The sequence below is a fragment of the Achromobacter sp. 413638 genome, from assembly GCF_043119405.1.
Lineage (GTDB): Bacteria > Pseudomonadota > Gammaproteobacteria > Burkholderiales > Burkholderiaceae_B > Achromobacter.
Genome location: NZ_JBICCO010000033.1, coordinates 1 through 19,896 on the forward strand (window position 1 = coordinate 1; position 19,896 = coordinate 19,896).

Genomic DNA, 19,896 nt, shown 5'->3' on the forward strand with positions numbered 1-19,896 from the left:
GTTTGGGGCCCCCCCCCCCCCCCCCCCCCCCCCCCCCCCCGCCCCCCCCCCCCCCCCCCCCCCCCCCCCCCCCCGCCTGGAGCTGGGGATGCGCCCAGACCCCGGCCATGTCGTTGACGCGGGCATTGGCGATCTGTGCGTCCTCCAGCCGCTGCGTGACCTGATCGATGTCCAGGCCGGCGAAGGCGTCGACGATCAGCGTGCGCAGCGCCTCGCGATTGGCGGTGCGCTGCGAGTTGGACAGGAAGCGCGGATCCTCGGCCAGTTCGGCCTGGCGCAGCACCTGGGCGCAGAACACGCGCCACTCGCGCTCGTTCTGCAGGCCCAGCATGATGGTGGCCCCGCCGCCCACGGGAAACGGCCCGTAGGGATAGATGGTGGCGTGGGCCGCGCCCGCGCGCAGCGGCGGCGGCGCGCCGTCAAAGGCGTAATACATGGGATAGCCCATCCACTCGACCATGCTTTCCAGCATGGACACGTCGATGCGGCTGCCCTCGCCGGTCCTGCCGCGCAGCAGCAGCGCGTTCAGGATCGCCGAATAGGCATACATGCCAGCGGCGATGTCGGCGATGGAACAGCCGGCCTTGGACGGGCCGTCGGCCGTGCCGGTGACGGACACGAAACCGCTTTCGCTCTGGATCAGCAGGTCGTAGGCCTTCTTGTCCTGGTACGGGCCGCCTTCGCCATAGCCGGAGATATCGCAGACGATCAGGCGCGGGTGCTTCGCATGCAGCGCCTCGAACGACAGCCCCAGCCGCGCGGCCGCGCCCGGCGCCAGGTTCTGCACCAGCACGTCGGCGCCGGCCAGCAGACGTTCCATCACGTCGCCGGCCTCGTCACGCTTGAGGTCCAGCGTCAGGCTTTCCTTGGAGCGGTTGGTCCAGACGAAGTGCGAGGACAGGCCGCGCACGCGCTCGTCATAGCCACGGGCGAAATCACCCGCGCCGGGGCGCTCGATCTTGATGACGCGCGCGCCCATGTCGGCCAGCTGGCGGGTGCAGAACGGCGCGGCGATGGCGTGCTCCAGGCTGACGACGGTGATGCCGTCCAGCGGGCGGGGGGCGGGCGCGCTCATGCCTCGAACCTCAGTTCGGCCTGGTGCGCCAGGGTGCCGTCCTGCTCGGCCCACAGCCTGGCCAGCCCCGAACCCTCCAGCCGGCCCGCGACATGGAAGGGCGTGGGCGAGATCAACGGCCGCAGGCCGCGATACGACAGATGCTTCAGCCTGGCCTGGGGATGGGCGCGGACGAAGGCGGCGACCATCTCGGTGGCGATCAGCGGCCCGTGCACCACCAGGCCGGGATAGCCCTCGACAGTGGTGACATAGGGATGATCGTAGTGGATGCGGTGGCCGTTGAAGGTCACCGCCGAATAGCGGAACAGCAGCACGGAAGTCGGCTCGACCGGGTCGCGCCACTGCGCCTCGGGCGCAGGCTCGGACCCGGACAGCTTGGGCGGCGTGGGCTGGCGGTAGACGATGTCCTGTTCCTCCAGGATCGCGGCCTCGCCGTCCTGGCGGTATTCGTGGCGCACGGTGACGAACAGCAGCGCACCCGTGCGGCCGGTCTTTTCCTTTACGTCGGCCACCGTGGACAGACGCTCGGCCGGCACGCCGACCCTGAGCGGCCGGACGAATTCGACCCGGCCGCCGGCCCACATGCGGTTGCGGTCATGCGCCGGCGGCAGGAAACCGCCGCGCGAGGGATGGCCATCCGTCCCCAGTCCATCCTGGCCCACGGCGCTGATGAAGAAGGCCCATTGCCACAGCGGCGGCAACGCGTCGCCGCGGGCCGGCGCTGGCCCGCCCAGGGCGGCGGCGATGCGCGCGGCATGGCCGGGATCGAGCGCGTCGGCCAGGCGCTCGCTGCTGCCGATCCAGGCGGCGGGGTCGTTGGAGGTCATGCCGATATCCTTGGTCGAGGGTTGCATGGCGGGAGCATGCCTGGAATGCGCGCTCCCTGTGAATTCATTTTTGCTCAAGCCTGGCTTTAGGGGGACCACCCCCGAGCGCTGCGCGCTCCCCCTCAAGGGGGCGCAGCCGCGGACCGGCAAAGCCGGCTCCGCGCTGCCCCGCTCGGGAGCGTCTGCGCCAGACAGATTCCGAAGATCGCAGGCTGGCGCGTCGCGCCACGGATCACTAATATGGCGCATGCACTTTGATCTGCCCGACCTCCGCCTGTTCATCCACATCGCCGAATCCCCCAGCCTGACGCAGGCGGCCAAGCGCGCCCACCTGTCGCTGGCCGCGGTCAGCGTGCGCATCAAGGCGCTGGAGAACCAGCTCAATACCCGCCTGCTGTACCGCGACAGCCGGGGCGTGGAGATCACGCCCGCCGGCCAGCGCCTGCTGCAGCATGCGCGCGTGATCCTGCGCCAGGTGGACCACCTGAAGCACGACTTCCAGGAACAGGCCGACGGCGACGCCGGCCATATCCGCATCTTCGCCAACACCACGGCGGTCACCGAGTTCATGCCCGACCTGCTGGCCCGCTACCTGGCCGGGCATCCGGGCGTGACCGTGGACCTGCAGGAGCGGCTGACGCGCGACATCGTGCGCGGCGTGCGCGACGGCACCACCGACCTGGGCATCGTGGCCGGCCCGGTGGACGCGCCTGAATTGCAGGCCATCCACTTCAGCACCGACCGCCTGGTGCTGGTGACGCCCAACGGCCACCCCTTGCAGGACCGCGCCAAGGTCAAGCTGACCGAGGCCGTCAGCTATCCCTTCATCACCATGCACGAAGGCTCCACGCTGGTGGCCTTCCTGCGCGAACAGCTGGAAATGGCCGGCCAGCGCCTGCCCCAGCGCATCCAGCTCTACAGCTTCGATTCCATCTGCCGCATGGTGCAGGCAGGCGTCGGCGTGGGCGTGATTCCGGATTCGGCCGCACGGCGCTACGGCGCCAGCCAGGGCCTGCGCGTGGTCGAGCTGGACGAACCCTGGGTGGTGCGCGAGCGCAAGCTGCTGCTGCGCGACATCGACGCCCTGCCCGGCTGCGCGCGCGAGCTGATCGCGCAGATACAGGAGTCGCGCGACGAGTCCGGCGACACATCGCAGGTGACAGATACCGCGCCAGCCAGGCCCGCCAGGGCGCGCCCTGCGTCCAAGACCGCGCGTGCCACGAAAACGCCGCTCAAGTCCCGCTGACGACCGGCAAGGTCCGCCACGCCGGCGACCCCGCCGGTACACGCTTGCCGACCCGCGCACCCACTCGTGAACAGCATCCTGGTTCGGACACCAATCCTCGCTGAACATCCTGAATCTTCATTTCAACGATGATGGATTGGTAAAAATCAGATTTCATCGCGCATCGCCTGCGTCCGGCGCATCTCGCCGCGCCCCCATGCTACGGTGGCCCGCCCAATCACTCGCGGGAGTTCCGGATCATGCATGCCCCCCATTCCCTTCCCCACTCCAAGCGCCGCACCGGCAGGACGCGCCGCATCGGCAAGGCCTGGCGCAAGGCGCTGCACGGCAGCGCGGCGCTCACCCTGCTGCTCTGCGGCGCCGCGCATGCGGACGCGACGCTGCCCAACGGCGGCAGGGTCGTACTCGGCTCCGCCGACTTGTCCAGCGCTCCCGGCGACAACGGGGGAATCAGCCACATCACCCAAGGCGGCCCCCATCTGATCATCAACTGGGACAGTTTCAACATCGCCGAAGGCAAGCAGGTCGTTTTCCGGCAGCCGTACCCATCCGCCGTGGCGCTGAACCGCGTGATCGGCAACTCGGCCAGCCAGATCCTGGGTCAGCTGAATGCGAACGGCCAGGTCTTCCTGGTCAACCCCAACGGCATCCTGTTCGGACCGAACTCGCAGATCAACGTGGGCGCGCTGGCCGCCTCGACGCTCGCCCTGAGCAACAGGGACTTCCTCGGCGGACGCAACTACCGCTATGCCACCCAGGGCAAGTCCGCCAGGGTCGTCAACCAGGGCAGCCTGAATGCCAGGGCGGGCGGCTTCATCGCCCTGGTCGGCGGGCAGGTGGACAACCAGGGAACCATGCAAGCGCCCGGCGGCACCATCGCCATGGCCGCCGGCAAGGCGGTCACGCTGACGCGCATCGGCAACGGCGCGCTCAGCGTGCAGATCGATGAAGCCGCGCTGGACACGCTGGCCCGCGATGGCCAGGCCCTGCAAGCCCTTGGAACGCAGGCGGTTTCGCCGGCACTGGCCGAGCAGGCCATGCTGCGCGCGGCGGTGAACGACAAGGGCCTGATCGAGGCCGCGACCCTGACGAAACAGGGCAGCCTCATCGTGGCCGTGGGCCAGGGCGCGAAGATCACTGCCGGCGGCGTGCTGGACGTCAGCGCGCATGCCGGCCATGCCGGCCAGATCCAGCTGTACGGCCAGACGGTGGCCGTGACCGGCGACCTGCTCGCACGCGCCGCGGGCGCGGGCAACGGCGGCCGAATCACGCTGAGCGGCGGGCAGCTGAGCCTGGCCGACGCCAGCCAGGTGGACACGCGATCAGCGCCCGGACGCACGGGCTGGCTGACGCTGGAGTCGAACCGTATCACCGTCGCACCGGACGCCGCGGCCGGCCAGACCCGCATCAGCGCCGCCGCGCTGGCCCGCCACCTGGGCCGCAACAACGTGTCGCTGGCATCCACTCAAGCCGACCTCCAGGTGAACGAGGCCGTCGCCTGGAACAACGACCACACGCTGAGCCTGTCCGCCCGCGACAACATCCTGCTGGCGGCCGACTTCCAGGCCAGGGGACGCCGAGCCAGCCTGGCGCTGGCGCATGGCGAGAACGCCGACTATCGCCTGGGCAAGGACGTGAAAGTGACACTGTCCGGCGCCGACGCCGGATTCTCGCTGAACGGGCAGGCCTATGCCGTCATCCATGATGCGCGCCAACTCCAGGAGATGGAAAGCAACCTGACCGGACGCTACGTGCTGGGCAATGACATCGACGCCAGCGACACGCGCAACTGGAATCAGGGTAGCGGTTTCCGGCCGGTAGGCCAGCAGGAAGCCAACAGCTTCCGCGGCACCCTGGCGGGCCTGGGCAATGCCATCGACGGCCTCTACATCAAGCACGACGCGTCTCGACAAGACTCTACATTCGACAACCTGGGCCTGTTTGGCGTTTCAAGCGGCACTGTCCGCGATCTTGACCTGAAGGATCTGTACATTGCATCCGAGCATGGCGCGCGCGCCATCGGCGGACTGGCTGGCCAGAATCAGGGCGTCATCAGGCAGGTGCGCGCCTCGGGACGGATCGCCAGCATGAACAGCGACGCCGTCGGAGGGCTGGTCGGCGAGAACAGAGGCCTGATCTCACACGTCAGCTTCGACGGCGAGGTCACCAATCGCAACACCGCCGATCATCACGGCGGCAACCTGGGCGGGCTGGCCGGCATGAACTCCTCCAAGGGTGCCCGCATCGAACACGCGATCGCCAGGGCGACGGTCCGAGGTGACGACGCCGCCCCCGGCGGACTGGTCGGCGTGAACGCGGCCGGAGCCGAGATCAGCGATTCCCTGGCCACGGGCGAGGTCTGGTCCAACAACTTCCTGGCCGGCGGGCTGGTCGGCCTCAACGCCGACGGTCGCATCCTCAGATCCGAAGCCTCCGGCCCCGTCATTTCGAACGGCAAGCACCACAACATCCTCGTGGGCCTGAACGTTGGTGTAGACAGCGACATCGTGGACTCGAAGGCGACGTACACCCCTGCCCCGTGAGCGCGGTCCGGTAGGGAAAGACGGATCGGTCCCGCAAGCGCGCCGCGCCCGATCCGATGAAACAAGGCCCCGGCCAGTTTCCTGGCCGGGGCCTTGTCGTTCCTGAGCCGCCCGCGCCTCATCAGGCGCGCCGCGAACGAGGGCGAACCCTCACGCTTGCGGCTTCACGCGAAACCGCCGGTCAAGCCACAGCGACCGGGATCTTGCCGATCCTGGCCTGCCATTCCTTCGGTCCGGTGTTGTGGACCGAAATGCCCTGGGCGTCCACCGCCACGGTCACCGGCATGTCCTTCACATCGAACTCGTAGATGGCTTCCATGCCCAGGTCCTCGAAGGCCAGCACTCGGGCTTCGCGGATCGCCTTGGACACCAGGTAGGCCGCGCCGCCCACCGCCATGAGGTAGGCCGAGCCGTGCTTGCGGATCGCCTCGATGGCGACCGGGCCGCGCTCGGACTTGCCGATCATGGAGATCAGGCCGGTCTGCGCCAGCATCATCTCGGTGAACTTGTCCATGCGGGTGGCGGTGGTGGGACCGGCCGGGCCAACCACTTCGTCGCGCACCGGATCGACCGGGCCCACGTAGTAGATGACGCGGTTGGTGAAGTCCACCGGCAGTTGCTCGCCCTTGGCCAGCATGTCCTGGATGCGCTTGTGCGCGGCGTCGCGGCCGGTGAGCATCTTGCCCGACAGCAGCAGGGTCTGGCCTGGCTTCCAACTGGCGACTTCTTCCTTGGTCAGCGTGTTCAGGTCCACCTGCTTGGACTTGTTGTAGTCCGGCGCCCAGTGCACTTCCGGCCACTCGGACAGCGAGGGCGGATCCAGGCGCGCCGGGCCCGAGCCATCCAGCACGAAGTGGGCGTGGCGGGTGGCGGCGCAGTTCGGGATCATGGCCACGGGCTTCGAAGCCGCGTGGGTCGGGAAGGTGTTGATCTTGACGTCCAGCACCGTGGTCAGGCCGCCCAGGCCCTGGGCGCCGATGCCCAGCGCGTTGACCTTTTCGTACAGCTCGATGCGCAGCTCTTCCAGCTTGTTCTGCGGGCCGCGCGCCAGCAGTTCGTACATGTCGATGTCTTCCATCAACGACTGCTTGGCCATCAGCATGGCTTTTTCAGCGGTGCCGCCGACGCCGATGCCCAGCATGCCGGGCGGGCACCAGCCCGCGCCCATGGTCGGCACGGTCTTGAGCACCCAGTCCACCAGCGAGTCGCTGGGGTTGAGCATGACGAACTTGGTCTTGTTCTCGGAACCGCCGCCCTTGGACGCGATCTGCACGTCGACCTTGTCACCGGGGACCAGGTCGACGTGCAGGATACAGGGCGTGTTGTCGCGGGTGTTCTTGCGGGCGAACAGCGGATCATCCAGCACCGAGGCGCGCAGCGGATTGTCCGGGTTCAGGTAGCCGCGGCGCACGCCTTCGTCACAGAGTTCCTGCAGGCTGCGCTTGGTGTCGAAGCGCACGTCCATGCCGACCTTCAGGAACACGTTGACGATGCCGGTGTCCTGGCACAGCGGACGCTTGCCTTCGGCGCACATGCGCGAGTTGGTCAGGATCTGCGCCATCGCGTCGCGCGCGGCGGGGCTTTCCTCGCGCTCGTAGGCGCGGGCCAAGTGGCGGATGTAGTCCACCGGATGGTAGTAGCTGATGAACTGGATCCCGTCGGCGATCGACTGGACCAGGTCTTCTTCCTTGATGATGACGGACATGGCGAATTTGCTGTCTAGAGGGAAAACGTGAAAACGCGGCCGGGGCGACCGGCTGCACGGAAAGGGGAAAGCACTATTTTTGCCGCTGGGCCGCCCCGAGGCAAAAAGCCCCCTCGGGGGGCAGCAAGCTCGCGTAGCGAGTGCGGCGTGGGGGCATGTCCTATTTACCTTGCCAAACCGGCTTGCGCTTCTCGGCGAAGGCGGTGGCGCCTTCCTTGGCGTCGGCCGAGGTGAAAATGTGCGCGGTCAGCGGACGCTGGCGGTCGAACATCTCGTCCTGCGACCAGTCGCCCGATTGGGACACGATGCTCTTGGCGGTCTGCACCGACAGCGGGCCGTTCTCGACGATGGCGCGGGCCAGCTCCAGCGCGCCGGCCAGGGCGCCGCCCGGCTCGGTCAGGCGGTTGACCAGTCCGAAGGCATGGGCGCGCTCGGCGGGCAGCATGTCGCCGGTCAGGATCACTTCCATGGCGATGTGGTACGGCAGGCGGCGCGGCAGGCGCAGCATGCCGCCGGCGCCGGCCACCAGGCCGCGCTTGACCTCGGGCAGGCCGAACTTGGCGTTGCTGGCGGCCACGATCAGGTCGGACGCCAGCGCCATTTCGCAGCCGCCAGCCAGGGCGTAGCCTTCCACGGCCGCGATCAGCGGCTTCTTGGGAGGGCGCTCGGTCAGGCCGGCGAAGCCGCGGCCCTCGACGTAGGGACGCTGGCCGGACTTGGCGAAAGCCTTGAGGTCCATGCCCGACGAGAAGGTGCCGCCGCCGCCCGTCAGGATGCCGATGCGCACGTCGTCGCGGCTATCGAGCTGATCCAGCGCCGCCGCCATGGCCTGCGCCGTTTCCAGGTTGATGGCGTTCTTGGCCTCGGGACGGTTGATCGTGATGATCTGGATGCCGTCGGTGACTTCCACCGTGATCAGGTCGGACATGGGACAACTCCTTTTTTCGGGTCTGCCGGAATCGAGTTCCAGTTTTATATAAGACTTGGGTACAAGCCGGAATCATACGACCATTGGTTTGCCGGCGCAGGCGTACCCGGCCGGGGTGTCCGCCAGGCGCGCGCCGGCCCCGGCGGCCAGCGGGCGGCGCCTGATCCGGCCCCATTCCCGCCCACGCGCCCGGCCCTGCCCCGGGCCAGTTAAAATGCCCGGTTTGCCACGCCATGGGCAGGCCCTGCCCCGCGGCCGATTTCCAAGAATCCTATGCTCACTTTTCAGCAAATCATCCTTACGCTCCAGGAATACTGGGACAAGCAGGGTTGCGCCCTGCTGCAACCCTACGACATGGAAGTCGGCGCCGGCACCTCGCACACCGCCACCTTCCTGCGCGCCATCGGTCCGGAGCCCTGGCGCGCCGCCTATGTGCAACCCTCGCGCCGCCCCAAGGACGGCCGCTACGGCGAGAACCCCAACCGCCTGCAGCACTATTACCAATACCAGGTGGTGCTCAAGCCCGCGCCCCCGGAAATCCTGGACCTGTACATCGGCTCGCTGAAGGCGCTGGGCATCGACCCGGCCGAGCACGACATCCGCTTCGTCGAGGACGACTGGGAAAATCCCACACTCGGCGCCTGGGGCCTGGGCTGGGAAGTCTGGCTCAACGGCATGGAAGTGACCCAGTTCACCTACTTCCAGCAGGTCGGCGGCCTGGATTGCACGCCGACCACGGGCGAGATCACCTATGGCCTGGAACGCCTGGCCATGTATCTGCAGGACGTGCAGAGCGTGTACGACCTGGTCTGGACCGAAGGCGCCAACGGCCGCCGCGTGCTGTACCGCGACGTGTTCCACCAGAATGAAGTGGAGCAGTCCACCTACAACTTCGAGCATTCCTCGGCCCAGATGCTGTTCGCGCATTTCAACGACTACGAAGCCGAGGCCAAGCGCCTGATGGACGTGCCGCTGGCCCTGCCTGCCTACGAGGCCACGCTGAAGGCCGCGCACACCTTCAACATGCTGGACGCGCGCGGCGCGATCAGCGTGACCGAACGCGCCGCCTACATCGGCCGCATCCGCAACCTGTCGCGCGCCGTCGCCCAGGCTTACTACGACTCCCGCGAGCGGCTGGGCTTTCCCATGCTGGACCGCGACCAGGCCGCCGGGGAGACTGCATAAATGACGACGAACATCCGCCCCCTGCTGGTCGAGCTGCTGACCGAAGAACTCCCGCCCAAGGCCCTGCAGAAGCTGGGCCAGGCTTACGCCGAAGGCGTGCGCGCCACGCTGGCGCGCCATGGCCTGCTGGCCGATGGCTGCACGACAGAGGCCTATGCCACGCCGCGCCGCCTGGCGGTGCGTCTGTCGGCCGTGCTGGCCCAGGCCCCTGACCAGGCCTACGCCGAAAAGCTGATGCCGGTGAAGATCGGCCTGACCGAAGACGGCCAGGCCACGCCCGCGCTGCAAAAGAAGCTGGCCGCCAAGGGCCTGGAAAACATCGACCTGGCCACGCTGGAACGCGAATCCGACGGCAAGCAGGACTACCTGGTCGCCCGCGGCACCGCCCCCGGCGCCGCGCTGGCCACGGGCCTGCAGGAAGGCATCGCCGCCGCCATCGACGGCCTGCCCATTCCCAAGGTCATGCGCTATCAGCTGGCCGACGGCGTGACCACCGTCAAGTTCGTGCGTCCGGCCCACGGCCTGATCGCGCTGCACGGCGCCGACGTGGTGCCCGTGACCGCGCTGGGCCTGGCCGCCGGCCGCGAAACGCTGGGCCACCGCTTCATGAGCAATGGCCCGGTGGCGATACCCGACGCCGACGCCTATGCCGCCACGCTGGCCGACAAGGGCCGCGTCATGGCCTCGTTCGAGGGCCGCCGCGCCGACATCGAGCGCCAGTTGCTGGACCACGCCGGCCGCCTGTCCGCCACGCTGGGCGACGATCCGGAAGTCGCCGCGCTGCTGGACGAAGTCACCGCGCTGGTCGAGCATCCCACCGTCTACGTGGGCGAGTTCGAGGAACAATTCCTGCAGGTGCCGCAGGAATGCCTGATCCTGACGATGCGCCTGAACCAGAAGTACTTCCCGCTGTTCGACCCGGCCAGCGGCCGCCTGACGCACCGCTTCCTGATCGTGAGCAACATGCACACGGCCAATCCGGTGAACATCGTCGAAGGCAACCAGCGCGTGGTGCGCCCGCGCCTGGCCGACGCGCAGTTCTTCTTCAACACCGACCGCAAGACGCCGCTGGCCGCGCGCGTCGAGCAGCTGGGCGCTATCGTCTACCACAACAAGCTGGGCACCCAGCTCGAACGCGTCGAGCGCGTGCGCGCCATCGCCCGGGGCGTGGCGCAGCAGCTGGGCGGCGACGTCTCGGCCGCTGACCGCGCCGCCCTGCTGGCCAAGGCCGACCTGGGCTCGAACATGGTGGGCGAGTTCCCCGAGCTGCAAGGCATCATGGGCGCGTACTACGCGGCCGGCGACGGCGAACCGGCCAGCGTGGTCGAGGCGCTGCGCACCCAGTACCGCAACCGCTGCGACGTCCCGGTCAACGCCGACACGCTGACCGCCGCCACGCTGTTCATCGCCGAACGCGCCGAAACCCTGGTCGGCATCTGGGCCATCGGCCTGGCGCCCACCGGCGAGCGCGATCCCTTCGGCCTGCGCCGCGCCGCGCTGGGCCTGATCAGCGCCTTCGAGCAGCTGGCCGCCGGCGGCTGGCTGAAGATCAACCAGGACGGCCCGCTGTCGCTGGACGGTCTGCTCGACCTGGCCGCTGGCACCTTCCCTGCCGGCAAGATCCCCGCCGACACGCTGGCCGAGGTGCGCGCCTTCATCTATGAACGCTACCGCAACCAGCTGATCGCCGATTCCGACCGCAACGCGGTCGAAGCCGTGATCGCGCTGACGCCGCCGCTGCATCAGGTGGGCGAGCGCGTGCGCGCCGTGGCCGCCTTCGCGCAGATGCCCGAAGCCGCCAGCCTGGCCGCCGCCAACAAGCGCATCGGCAACCTGCTCAAGAAGGCCGAGGGCGAGATCGGCCAGGTGAACGACGCCGCGCTGGTCGAGCCCGCCGAAAAGGCGCTGGCCGCCTCGGTCGCGACGCTGCGCCCGCAGGCCGAGGCGCAGTTCGCGACCGGCGACTTCGCCGCCAGCCTGCGCACGCTGGCCCAGGCGCGCGAGCCGGTGGACGCCTTCTTCGCCGACGTCATGGTCATGGCCGAGGACCCGGCCGTGCGCGCCAACCGGCTGGCCCTGCTGGGCCAGTTGCATGGCCTGATGAACCAGGTCGCCGACATTTCCAGGCTGGCACAGTGAAACTGATCATCCTCGACCGCGACGGCGTCATCAATCAGGACAGCGACGCCTTCGTCAAAAGTCCCGACGAATGGATCGCCCTGCCCGGCAGCCTGCAGGCCATCGCCCGGCTGACCCAGGCCGGCTGGAAGGTGGTGGTTGCCACCAACCAGTCGGGACTGGCGCGCGGCCTGTTCGACATGGACACGCTCAACGCCATCCACGCCAAGATGCGGCGCGAGCTGGCCGCCGCCGGCGGCAGCATCGACGCCGTCTTCCTGTGCCCGCACGGGCCGGACGACAACTGCGTCTGCCGCAAGCCGCTGCCCGGCATGTTCGAGCAGATCGGCGCGCGCTACGACGCCAACCTGAACGACGTGCCGGCGGTGGGCGATTCGCTGCGCGACCTGCAGGCCTCGTCGGCCGCCGGCTGCGCGCCCTGGCTGGTGCTGACCGGCAACGGCGCGAAGACGCAGGCCAAGGGCGGCCTGCCGCCCGGCACGCGCATCTGCGACGACCTGTCGGCCGTGGTCGACCTGCTGTTGCAAGACAAAGAGGCCTGACCCGATGGCCCGGCTCCGTTCGCTGCTTTACGCCATTTTCCTGATCGTCACGGTCATTCCCTACGCCTTCGCCTGCGTCCTGTGGGCGCCGCTGCCGCTGCACCTGCGCTACAAGCTCACCGTGGGCTGGCCGCGCCTGGCGATCTGGGGCGCGCGCGTGATCTGCGGCATCCGCTGGCAGGTGAAGGGCTGGGAAAACCTGCCCGACGGCCCGGCCGTGATCCTGTCCAAGCACCAGTCCGCGTGGGAAACGCTGTTCTTCCCCGCCTACATGCCGCGCGAAGTCTGCTTCGTCTACAAGAAGGAACTGCACATGGTGCCGTTCTTCGGCTGGGGCCTGGCGCTGCTGCGCATGATCGCCATCGACCGCAGCAAGGGCCGCGACGCCTTCGAGCAGGTCGTCGCCCAGGGTCGCAAGCGCATGGACGAGGGCCGCTGGCCTCTGCTCTTTCCGGAAGGCACGCGCGTGCCCCCGGGCCAGGCAGGCCGCTTCAAGATGGGCGGCGCGCTGCTGGCCTCGCGCACCGGCGCCAAGGTCATCCCGGTGGCGCACAACGCAGGCGAATGCTGGCGACGCAACGCCTTCGTGAAGCGCCCGGGACTGGTTACGCTGTCCATCGGACCCGCGATAGAATCTCAGGGACTCCCCCCCGAGGAACTGAACCAGAAGGTCCAGGACTGGATCGAAGGGGAAATGCGGCGTCTCAACCCTGAAAGGTATGTCTAGCAGCGCTCAGCTCGAACTCCTGTTCGACTCGCGGGAAACCGGCGCGCCGGAAGGCGTGCCGCCGGCGGACGCCGCGCCGCGCGCGACGCCCGGACCGCGCCCCGCGCCTGACGCGCCGTCCCCGGCGCGTCTGCCGGATCCGTCCCCCGCCCACTCGGGCGAACCGCTGCTGACGCTGTCCCCGAATGCCTCGGCCCGCGTGCCGACGCCCTGCCCCGATCCACTGCCGCCCGGCGCCCGCTGGCGCGAGGTGAACACCGACGAACAGCCCATCGGCTTCGTGCTGCTGCGTTCGCGCCGCCGCAGCATCGGCTTCGTCATCACCGACGACGGCCTGCGCGTCACCGCGCCCAACTGGGTCACGCTGGGCCAGATCGACGACGCGGTGCGCGAGAAAGCCCGCTGGATCCTGAATAAGCTGCGCGAATGGCACGCCCGCAAGCGGCAGCTGGCCATGGCGCACACGCGCTGGCAGGCCGGCGGCGAGCTGCCTTATCTGGGCCGGCGCATCGTCATCGGCGTGGGCGGCGACAGCCGCCAGGCCGCGCTCTCGGGCGACGCCGACGCCCCACGGGACGGCGACACGCTGTGGCTGGCCCTGCCCGCCAACGCCGACCAGGGCCGCATCCGCGACGCCGCCCAGGCCTGGCTGCAACAGCGCGCCGGCGCCTGGTTCGGCGCGCGCCTGGCGCATTTCCTGCAGATCAGCGGCCTGAAGATCCGCCGCTGGCGGCTGTCTTCCGCCGCGACCCGCTGGGGCTCGTGCACCAGCGACGGCAACATCATGCTGAACTGGCGCCTGATCCACTTCGCGCCGGCCATCATCGACTACGTGATCGCGCACGAGCTGGCCCACCTGCGCGAAATGAACCACAGCCAGGACTTCTGGCGCGAAGTGGGCCAGATCCTGCCCGATTTCGAGGACGCCAAGAACATCCTGCGGCGCCACGATCCGGCATCCCTGCCTCAATTCTGAGGCGCCTTGGAGACACGACGATGCTGCTGCTGATTCCCGGCCCGGTGACCACCGACGCACGGGTGAGGGCCGCCGCGGCGCAGGACTATGCGCCCTGGGACAACGATTTCCGCGAACTCTACCGCCAGGTCTGCGCCGGCGTGCTGCGCGCCGCCTGCGCGCGGCCCGACGAACATGTCGCGCTGGCCTTGCCCGGCTGCGGTCACTTCGCTGTCGAGGCCGCGATCCGCACGCTGGTGCCGCCAGGCGGACGCCTGCTGGTGCCGTCCACCGGCGCCTATGCCAGCCGCCTGCAGCGGCTCGCCGCCGAGGCCGGCCGCGTGGCCGTGCCGCTGTACGTGGGCGTGCGCGACCGCATCGATCCGCAGGCCGTGGCCCAGGCCCTGGAACAGGACCCGACGATCAGCCACGTGGCCCTGGTCTACAGCGAAACCAGCAGCGGCATCTGCCACGATGCGCCCGCCATCGCCCGCGTCGCGCAGGCGCTGGGACGGCGCGTCATCATCGACGCGGTCTCGGCCTTCGGCGCGCTGCCGCTGGATCTGTCGGACCTGCCGGCCGTGGACGCGGTGGCCCTGACCGCCAACAAATGCCTGGAGGGCCTGCCCGGCGCCGCCTTCGTGGTGGCGCGGCGCGACAGCCTGGACGCCGCGCAGGGCCGCGCCGGCAGCTGGTCGCTGGACCTGGCCGACATCTATCAGCAAAGCCTGCAGCCCAACGCCGGGCCGCGCTTCACCCCGCCCGCGCCCACGCTGGCCGCCTTCGCCGTCGCGCTGGCGCGCTATCATGAGGAAGGCCGCGAGGCGCGCCTGGCGCGCTACACGGCCAATATGCGCGCGCTGTACCAAGGCGTCGGCGAGATCGGCCTGACGCCCTGGCTGCCGCCGGCGCTGCAGGGCCCCATCGTCGTCAATGTACTGGCCCCGGACACGCCGGCCTGGGACCTGCAGGCCTTCGTCGACGCGCTCAAGCGCCGAGGCTACGTGCTCAGCAATTTCAAGAACACCGAACAGCCTTCCTTCCGTGTCGGCTGCATCGGCGCCTTCGCAGCCGACCAGATGCGGCAAGCCGTCCAGGCCATGGGCGAGGCGCTGTCCGAACTCGGCATCCGCGGGACCGCCGCCGGCCAGAAGCCGGCGCTCCCTTCCACCCTGACCGCATAGGAAACACCAACATGCGCCTGCTACACACCATGCTGCGAGTCGGCAACCTCGACAAATCCATCGACTTCTACACCAACGTGCTCGGCATGCGCGTCCTGCGCCGCAACGACTATCCGGACGGCAAGTTCACGCTGGCCTTTGTCGGCTACCAGGACGAGGCCGAAGGCGCCGTCATCGAGCTGACCCACAACTGGGACACCGACAAGTACGACCTGGGCAGCGGCTACGGCCACATCGCCCTGGAAGTCGACAATGCCTACGAAGCCTGTGACAAGGTCAAGGAACGCGGCGGCAAGGTCACTCGCGAAGCCGGCCCGATGAAGCACGGCACGACGGTTATCGCCTTCGTCGAAGACCCCGACGGCTACAAGATCGAGTTCATCCAGAAAAAGGGTTGACCCCCCCGAAGCGCTGCGCGCTTCCCCCCAGGGGGCGCGGCAGCGGACCGGCAGAGCCGGATCCGCGCCGCCCCGCTCTGCGCCGCGCCTGCTTCATGCGCGCGGGGGATACGCTTGATCGACAAACAACCACGACGCCATCATGATTCACACCATCCTCAAAATGGGCGACCCTCGGCTGCTGCGCGTGGCCGCGCCCGTGGAGCATTTCGGCACGCCCGAGCTGCGCGCGCTGGTCGCGGACATGTTCGAGACCATGGCCGCCGCCCAGGGCGTGGGACTGGCCGCGCCGCAGATCGGCGTGGACCTGCAACTGGTGATCTTCGGCTTCGACCGCAACGAGCGCTATCCCGACGCGCCGGCGGTGCCGCAGACCATCCTGTGCAATCCGGTCATCACGCCGCTGTCCGACGAGATGGAAGACGGCTGGGAAGGCTGCCTGTCGGTGCCCGGCCTGCGCGGCCTGGTGCCGCGCTACCGCCATATCCGCTACACCGGCCTGGATCCGCAGGGCCAGCCGATCGAGCGCGAGGCCGAGGGCTTTCACGCCCGCGTGGTGCAGCATGAATGCGACCACCTCATCGGGCGCCTGTATCCGTCCCGCATCCAGGACTTCAGCAAGTTCGGCTACACCGAGATCCTGTTCCCCGGCATGGACCCGAACAAGGACGATTGAGGACGCCGCGACACGGCGGCCTCAATCGCCGCTGGGCTGCGCATTGTCGCGGCCCGCGCCGGGCGACAGTTCCTCCGGCGCGAAATCATCCACCTGCAGCACCTCGGCCGCCGATGCCTCGGCGGCCTCCAGCTGCGCCGCCTGCGCATCGGTGATGGCGCCCTGCCGATGGGCCTCGCGCCAGTCGCGCAGGCCGGACTGGCGTAGCCGGTCGCGTAGCGGCTGCACCGCTTCCGCCAGCGCGAACGCGCGCGTCAGCTGCCCCAGCGGGTCCGGCCCGGGCTCGCGTTGCAGTTCCGCAGCCAGGCGGTCATGCGTGGGCGAGGGCTTGAGCAACAGCTCGGCGCATTCGCGCGTCAAGGCGTCGTCCGGCCCCTTGGCGAGCCGCAGCGGCAGGATGGCGGCGCGCAGGCCCCAGGCCAGCACCCGGCCCGGCAGGTTGGACAGCACCTGGTCCATGGCGCCCTCGATGCGAGCCGCGCCCTGCTCCATGCACCAGCGCACCAGCGGCAGGTCGTCGTGCTTGCGGCCTTCGTCTTCCCAGCGCTTGAGCACGGCCGACAACAGATACAGCTCGGACAGAATGTCGCCCAATCTTGCGGAGAGCAGCTCGCGGCGCTTGAGCGCGCCGCCCAGGCTGGCCAGCGAGGCGTCGGCCAGCAGCGCGAAGCCGGCGGCGTAGCGGCCCAGCCTGCGGTAGTGGCGGGCCGTCGGCCCCGATGTGGGCGTGGGCGCCAGCATGCCGCCGGTCCAGGCCCGCCCGATGGCGCGCAGGGACGTCATGCCGACGTGCCGCAGATGACGCCAGAACACGTCGTGGAAGACCTCCATGCCGCGCTCTTCGTCCGGATTGCCCAGCGCCAGCATCTCGGGCATCAGGTACGGATGCGCGCGGATGGCGCCCTGGCCGAAGATGATCAGGTTGCGCGTCAGGATGTTGGCGCCTTCGACCGTGATGGCGATGGGCACGGCGCGGTACAGCGAACCCAGGTAGTTGCGCGGCCCGTCGATCACGCCCCGGCCCGCGTGCACGTCCATGGCGTCGTTGACCGACTGGCGCATGCGCTCGGTCGCGTGATATTTCATGATGCCGGATACCACGGCCGGCTTGACGCCCTGGTTCAGGGCCGCGCAGGTCAGGCGGCGCGCGGCCTCGACCAGGTAGGCGTTGCCGGCCAGGTTGGCCAGCTTTTCCTGCACGCCCTCGAAGCGCCCCACCGGCAGGCCGAACTGCTCGCGCACACGCGCGTACATGCCGGTGGCGTGAGCCCCCAGCGCGGCCGCCGCCGCCGACAGCGAGGGCAGCGAAATGCCACGCCCGGCCGCCAGCGCGCTCATCAGCATCTGCCAGCCGTGGCCGGCGCGTTCCTCGCCGCCGATCAGCGCGTCCAGCGGCACGAACACGTCGCGGCCGCGATTGGGGCCGTTCTGGAAGGCCTGCATGGCGGGCAGATGGCGCCGGCCGATTTCCACGCCCGGCGCATCGACCGGCACCAGCGCCACCGAGATGCCGATGTCGCGCGGCTCGCCCAGGATGCCGTCGGGATCGGACAGCTTGAAGGCCAGCCCCAGCACCGTGGCCACCGGCCCCAGCGTGATGTAGCGCTTGTGCCAGTTCAGCCGGATGCCGATCAGCTCGCGCCCATCCACCACCTGGCGGCAGACCACGCCGGTGTCGGTCATGGAGGCCGCGTCCGAGCCGGCCTCGGGGCTGGTCAGGCCGAAGCAGGGAATCTCGCGCCCGTCGGCCAGGCGCGGCAGCCAGTAGTCGCGTTGCGCCGGCGTGCCGAACTGCATCAGCAGCTCGCCCGGTCCGAGCGAGTTGGGCACCATCACGGTGACGCCGGCGGTGACCGAGTAGGCGGAGATGCGGCGCACCACCTCGGAATGCGCGTAAGGCGAGAAGCCCAGGCCACCGTAGCGGCGCGGGATGATCATGCCGAAGAAGCGCTGCGCCTTCAGGAAGGCCCAGACCTCGGGCGGCAGGTCGCGGCGGTTCCAGCTGATATCCCATTCGTCCAGCATGGCGCACAGCTGCGCCACGGGCCCGTCGATGAACTTCCGCTCGTCCGGCGTCAGCGTGGCGGCCGGCACGTCCAGCAGCTTGCGCCAGTCCGGATTGCCGCTGAAGAGATCGGCCTCCCACCAGGTGTCGCCGGCCTCGATGGCCTCGCGTTCGGTCGCGGACATGGGCGGCAGCGCGCGGCGCGCCCAACGGTAGGCAGGTTCGGAAACGCGGCGCCGGCGCCAGGCGTTGAAATCCATGGGCTCCCCTTTTGCTGTCGTCGTCCCCGGGCCGTCGGCCCTGGGACGCATCGGGTCAAAGTACCAGAATTGCGGACGCGCGACCACGCGGGGGCCGTCCGACTCTGCGACAATGCCCGGGCGCCCAGTCGAACCGCGCCCCGCGCCCAGGCGCGCAGGGCCGACGCCGCGCGGCCCATTTTTCGTACCATCAGGCCCAAGACATGCTGAACAAACTCTGGCTGAGTTTCTTTCTCGCCGCCGCGGCAGCCGCGTTCTACCGCTGGCTCGCCATCGGCGACGCCGAGGTCTTCCGCGCCATGATCGCCAGCCTGTTCGACATGGCCCGCGTGTCGGTTGAAGTCATGGTGCTGCTGTTCGGCACGCTGACGATGTGGCTGGGATTCCTGCGCATCGCCGAGGGCGCGGGCCTGGTGGAACGGCTGGCGCGGCTGCTCGGCCCGCTGTTCGCGCGCCTGATGCCCGAGGTGCCGCGCAACCATCCCGCCATCGGCCTGATCACGCTGAACTTCGCCGCCAACGGCCTGGGCCTGGACAACGCGGCCACGCCCATCGGCCTGCGCGCCATGCGCGAGCTGCAGTCGCTCAATCCCAAGCCCGACACCGCCAGCAACGCGCAGATCCTGTTCCTGGTGCTCAATGCCTCGTCGCTGACGCTGCTGCCGGTGTCGCTGTTCATGTTCCGCGCGCAACAGGGCGCGGCCGATCCGACGCTGGTGTTCCTGCCCATTCTGCTGGCCACTTGCGCCTCCACGCTGGCCGGCTTCCTGGCGGTGGCGTTCTGCCAGCGCCTGAAACTGACGGATCCGGTGGTGCTGGCCTGGCTGGGCGGCGGCGCGCTGGCGCTGGGCGGCTTCATGGCGCTGCTGGCCAGCATGACGGCCACCGCCATCGCCGCGCTGTCCTCGCTGCTGGGCAACCTGACGCTGTTCTGCATCCTGCTGCTGTTCCTGCTGGCCGGCGCCTGGAAAAAGGTGCCGGTGTACGAGGCCTTCGTCGAGGGCGCCAAGGAAGGCTTCGACATCGCCAAGAACCTGCTGCCCTACCTGGTGGCCATGCTGTGCGCGGTGGGCATGCTGCGGGCCTCGGGCGCGCTCGACTTCCTGCTTGACGGCATCCGCTGGCTGGCCGCGCAGGCGGGCTGGGACGCGCGCTTCGTGGACGCCCTGCCCACCGCCCTGGTCAAGCCCTTTTCCGGCAGCGCGGCGCGCGCGCTGATGCTGGAGACCATGACGCACTTCGGCGTGGACAGCTTCCCCGCGCTGCTGGCCACCGTGGTGCAAGGCAGCACCGAGACCACCTTCTACGTGCTGGCGGTGTACTTCGGCTCGGTGGGCATCCTGCGCGCGCGCCACGCCGTGGCCTGCGCGCTGGTGGCCGACGCGGCCGGCGTGCTGGCCGCAATCGGCGTGTGCTACTGGTTCTTCGGTTGAACGCCGCGCCTTCGAGCCGGCGACGGCGTTGTCGGGCCAGGCAGGGCCCGGCCTTGCACGGCCGCGCC

General features: G+C 69.3%; 16 protein-coding genes. 11 read left to right on the forward strand and 5 right to left on the reverse strand.

Going from position 1 to position 19,896, the window contains the following annotated elements:
- Both ACEU5R_RS15200 and ACEU5R_RS15205 read right to left on the reverse strand, forming a co-directional pair.
- Positions 1–1,075, reverse strand: a 1,075-nt coding sequence (locus ACEU5R_RS15200; protein WP_392410706.1) for a CaiB/BaiF CoA transferase family protein, incomplete at its 3' end; no start/stop codon positions are given.
- A complete protein-coding gene (locus ACEU5R_RS15205; RefSeq protein ID WP_392410707.1) occupies positions 1,072–1,902 on the reverse strand; it encodes a MaoC family dehydratase N-terminal domain-containing protein in 831 nt (276 codons plus the stop codon). The genes ACEU5R_RS15205 and ACEU5R_RS15200, both read right to left, overlap by 4 nt.
- A gap of 247 nt (positions 1,903–2,149) precedes the next feature.
- Between ACEU5R_RS15205 and ACEU5R_RS15210 the strand changes: the two genes are divergently transcribed.
- Positions 2,150–3,148, forward strand: a complete 999-nt coding sequence (locus ACEU5R_RS15210) for a LysR substrate-binding domain-containing protein (protein ID WP_392410708.1) — start codon at positions 2,150–2,152, stop codon at positions 3,146–3,148.
- A gap of 239 nt (positions 3,149–3,387) precedes the next feature.
- Positions 3,388–5,691, forward strand: a complete 2,304-nt coding sequence (locus ACEU5R_RS15215; RefSeq protein ID WP_392410709.1) for a filamentous hemagglutinin N-terminal domain-containing protein — start codon at positions 3,388–3,390, stop codon at positions 5,689–5,691.
- Positions 5,692–5,872: 181 nt separating this feature from the next.
- Here the strand turns inward: ACEU5R_RS15215 and ACEU5R_RS15220 are convergent, their stop codons facing one another.
- Complete coding sequence (locus tag ACEU5R_RS15220) at positions 5,873–7,396, reverse strand: fumarate hydratase (protein ID WP_103272556.1); 1,524 nt, start codon at positions 7,394–7,396, stop codon at positions 5,873–5,875.
- A gap of 160 nt (positions 7,397–7,556) precedes the next feature.
- A complete protein-coding gene (locus ACEU5R_RS15225; RefSeq protein ID WP_392410710.1) occupies positions 7,557–8,324 on the reverse strand; it encodes a crotonase/enoyl-CoA hydratase family protein in 768 nt (255 codons plus the stop codon).
- A gap of 273 nt (positions 8,325–8,597) precedes the next feature.
- Between ACEU5R_RS15225 and glyQ the strand changes: the two genes are divergently transcribed.
- From glyQ to def, 8 genes are all read left to right on the forward strand, one after another.
- On the forward strand, positions 8,598–9,509 hold the full coding sequence (gene glyQ / locus ACEU5R_RS15230) for a glycine--tRNA ligase subunit alpha (protein ID WP_103272554.1): 912 nt from the start codon (positions 8,598–8,600) through the stop codon (positions 9,507–9,509).
- On the forward strand, positions 9,510–11,648 hold the full coding sequence (gene glyS / locus ACEU5R_RS15235; RefSeq protein ID WP_392410711.1) for a glycine--tRNA ligase subunit beta: 2,139 nt from the start codon (positions 9,510–9,512) through the stop codon (positions 11,646–11,648). It abuts the gene before it with no gap.
- Positions 11,645–12,190: a D-glycero-beta-D-manno-heptose 1,7-bisphosphate 7-phosphatase gene (gene gmhB / locus ACEU5R_RS15240; protein WP_392410712.1), complete on the forward strand. Its 546-nt coding sequence runs from the start codon at positions 11,645–11,647 to the stop codon at positions 12,188–12,190. Before glyS ends, gmhB begins: the two co-directional genes overlap by 4 nt.
- Positions 12,191–12,194: 4 nt before the next feature.
- The gene (locus tag ACEU5R_RS15245) at positions 12,195–12,917 is read left to right on the forward strand and encodes a 1-acyl-sn-glycerol-3-phosphate acyltransferase (protein ID WP_103272551.1); all 723 of its coding nucleotides are present in this window, start codon (positions 12,195–12,197) and stop codon (positions 12,915–12,917) included.
- Positions 12,910–13,893, forward strand: coding sequence for a M48 family metallopeptidase (locus tag ACEU5R_RS15250; protein ID WP_103272550.1), 984 nt, complete (start codon positions 12,910–12,912; stop codon positions 13,891–13,893). The genes ACEU5R_RS15245 and ACEU5R_RS15250 overlap by 8 nt, the downstream gene beginning before the upstream one ends.
- Positions 13,894–13,913: 20 nt before the next feature.
- Positions 13,914–15,056, forward strand: a complete 1,143-nt coding sequence (locus tag ACEU5R_RS15255) for a 2-aminoethylphosphonate--pyruvate transaminase (RefSeq protein ID WP_103272549.1) — start codon at positions 13,914–13,916, stop codon at positions 15,054–15,056.
- Between the two features lie 11 nt (positions 15,057–15,067).
- Positions 15,068–15,454 carry a lactoylglutathione lyase gene (gloA, locus tag ACEU5R_RS15260; protein ID WP_392410713.1) on the forward strand — a complete coding sequence of 129 codons (387 nt, stop codon included), beginning with the start codon at positions 15,068–15,070 and terminating at the stop codon, positions 15,452–15,454.
- Positions 15,455–15,596: 142 nt separating this feature from the next.
- Positions 15,597–16,130, forward strand: coding sequence for a peptide deformylase (def, locus tag ACEU5R_RS15265; RefSeq protein ID WP_212312249.1), 534 nt, complete (start codon positions 15,597–15,599; stop codon positions 16,128–16,130).
- Between the two features lie 21 nt (positions 16,131–16,151).
- Here def and ACEU5R_RS15270 read toward each other — a convergent pair whose 3' ends face one another.
- Positions 16,152–18,395 (reverse strand): acyl-CoA dehydrogenase, encoded by a 2,244-nt coding sequence (locus ACEU5R_RS15270; protein ID WP_103272546.1) that lies wholly within the window; start codon positions 18,393–18,395, stop codon positions 16,152–16,154.
- 203 nt (positions 18,396–18,598) lie between these two features.
- On the opposite strand from ACEU5R_RS15270, the gene ACEU5R_RS15275 reads away from it, so the two are divergent.
- Positions 18,599–19,828, forward strand: coding sequence for a nucleoside recognition domain-containing protein (locus ACEU5R_RS15275; RefSeq protein ID WP_103272545.1), 1,230 nt, complete (start codon positions 18,599–18,601; stop codon positions 19,826–19,828).
- Positions 19,829–19,896: the final 68 nt, after the last annotated feature.

Excerpts from the sequence above, each read along its gene's own strand:
- ACEU5R_RS15205 (WP_392410707.1), bottom strand. The coding sequence starts at position 1,902 with ATGACCTCCAACGACCCCGCCGCCTGGATCGGCAGCAGCGAGCGCCTG.
- ACEU5R_RS15210 (WP_392410708.1), top strand. The coding sequence starts at position 2,150 with ATGCACTTTGATCTGCCCGACCTCCGCCTGTTCATCCACATCGCCGAA.
- ACEU5R_RS15215 (WP_392410709.1), top strand. The coding sequence starts at position 3,388 with ATGCATGCCCCCCATTCCCTTCCCCACTCCAAGCGCCGCACCGGCAGG.
- ACEU5R_RS15220 (WP_103272556.1), bottom strand. The coding sequence starts at position 7,396 with ATGTCCGTCATCATCAAGGAAGAAGACCTGGTCCAGTCGATCGCCGAC.
- ACEU5R_RS15225 (WP_392410710.1), bottom strand. The coding sequence starts at position 8,324 with ATGTCCGACCTGATCACGGTGGAAGTCACCGACGGCATCCAGATCATC.
- glyQ (WP_103272554.1), top strand. The coding sequence starts at position 8,598 with ATGCTCACTTTTCAGCAAATCATCCTTACGCTCCAGGAATACTGGGAC.
- glyS (WP_392410711.1), top strand. The coding sequence starts at position 9,510 with ATGACGACGAACATCCGCCCCCTGCTGGTCGAGCTGCTGACCGAAGAA.
- ACEU5R_RS15245 (WP_103272551.1), top strand. The coding sequence starts at position 12,195 with ATGGCCCGGCTCCGTTCGCTGCTTTACGCCATTTTCCTGATCGTCACG.
- ACEU5R_RS15250 (WP_103272550.1), top strand. The coding sequence starts at position 12,910 with ATGTCTAGCAGCGCTCAGCTCGAACTCCTGTTCGACTCGCGGGAAACC.
- ACEU5R_RS15255 (WP_103272549.1), top strand. The coding sequence starts at position 13,914 with ATGCTGCTGCTGATTCCCGGCCCGGTGACCACCGACGCACGGGTGAGG.
- gloA (WP_392410713.1), top strand. The coding sequence starts at position 15,068 with ATGCGCCTGCTACACACCATGCTGCGAGTCGGCAACCTCGACAAATCC.
- def (WP_212312249.1), top strand. The coding sequence starts at position 15,597 with ATGATTCACACCATCCTCAAAATGGGCGACCCTCGGCTGCTGCGCGTG.
- ACEU5R_RS15270 (WP_103272546.1), bottom strand. The coding sequence starts at position 18,395 with ATGGATTTCAACGCCTGGCGCCGGCGCCGCGTTTCCGAACCTGCCTAC.
- ACEU5R_RS15275 (WP_103272545.1), top strand. The coding sequence starts at position 18,599 with ATGCTGAACAAACTCTGGCTGAGTTTCTTTCTCGCCGCCGCGGCAGCC.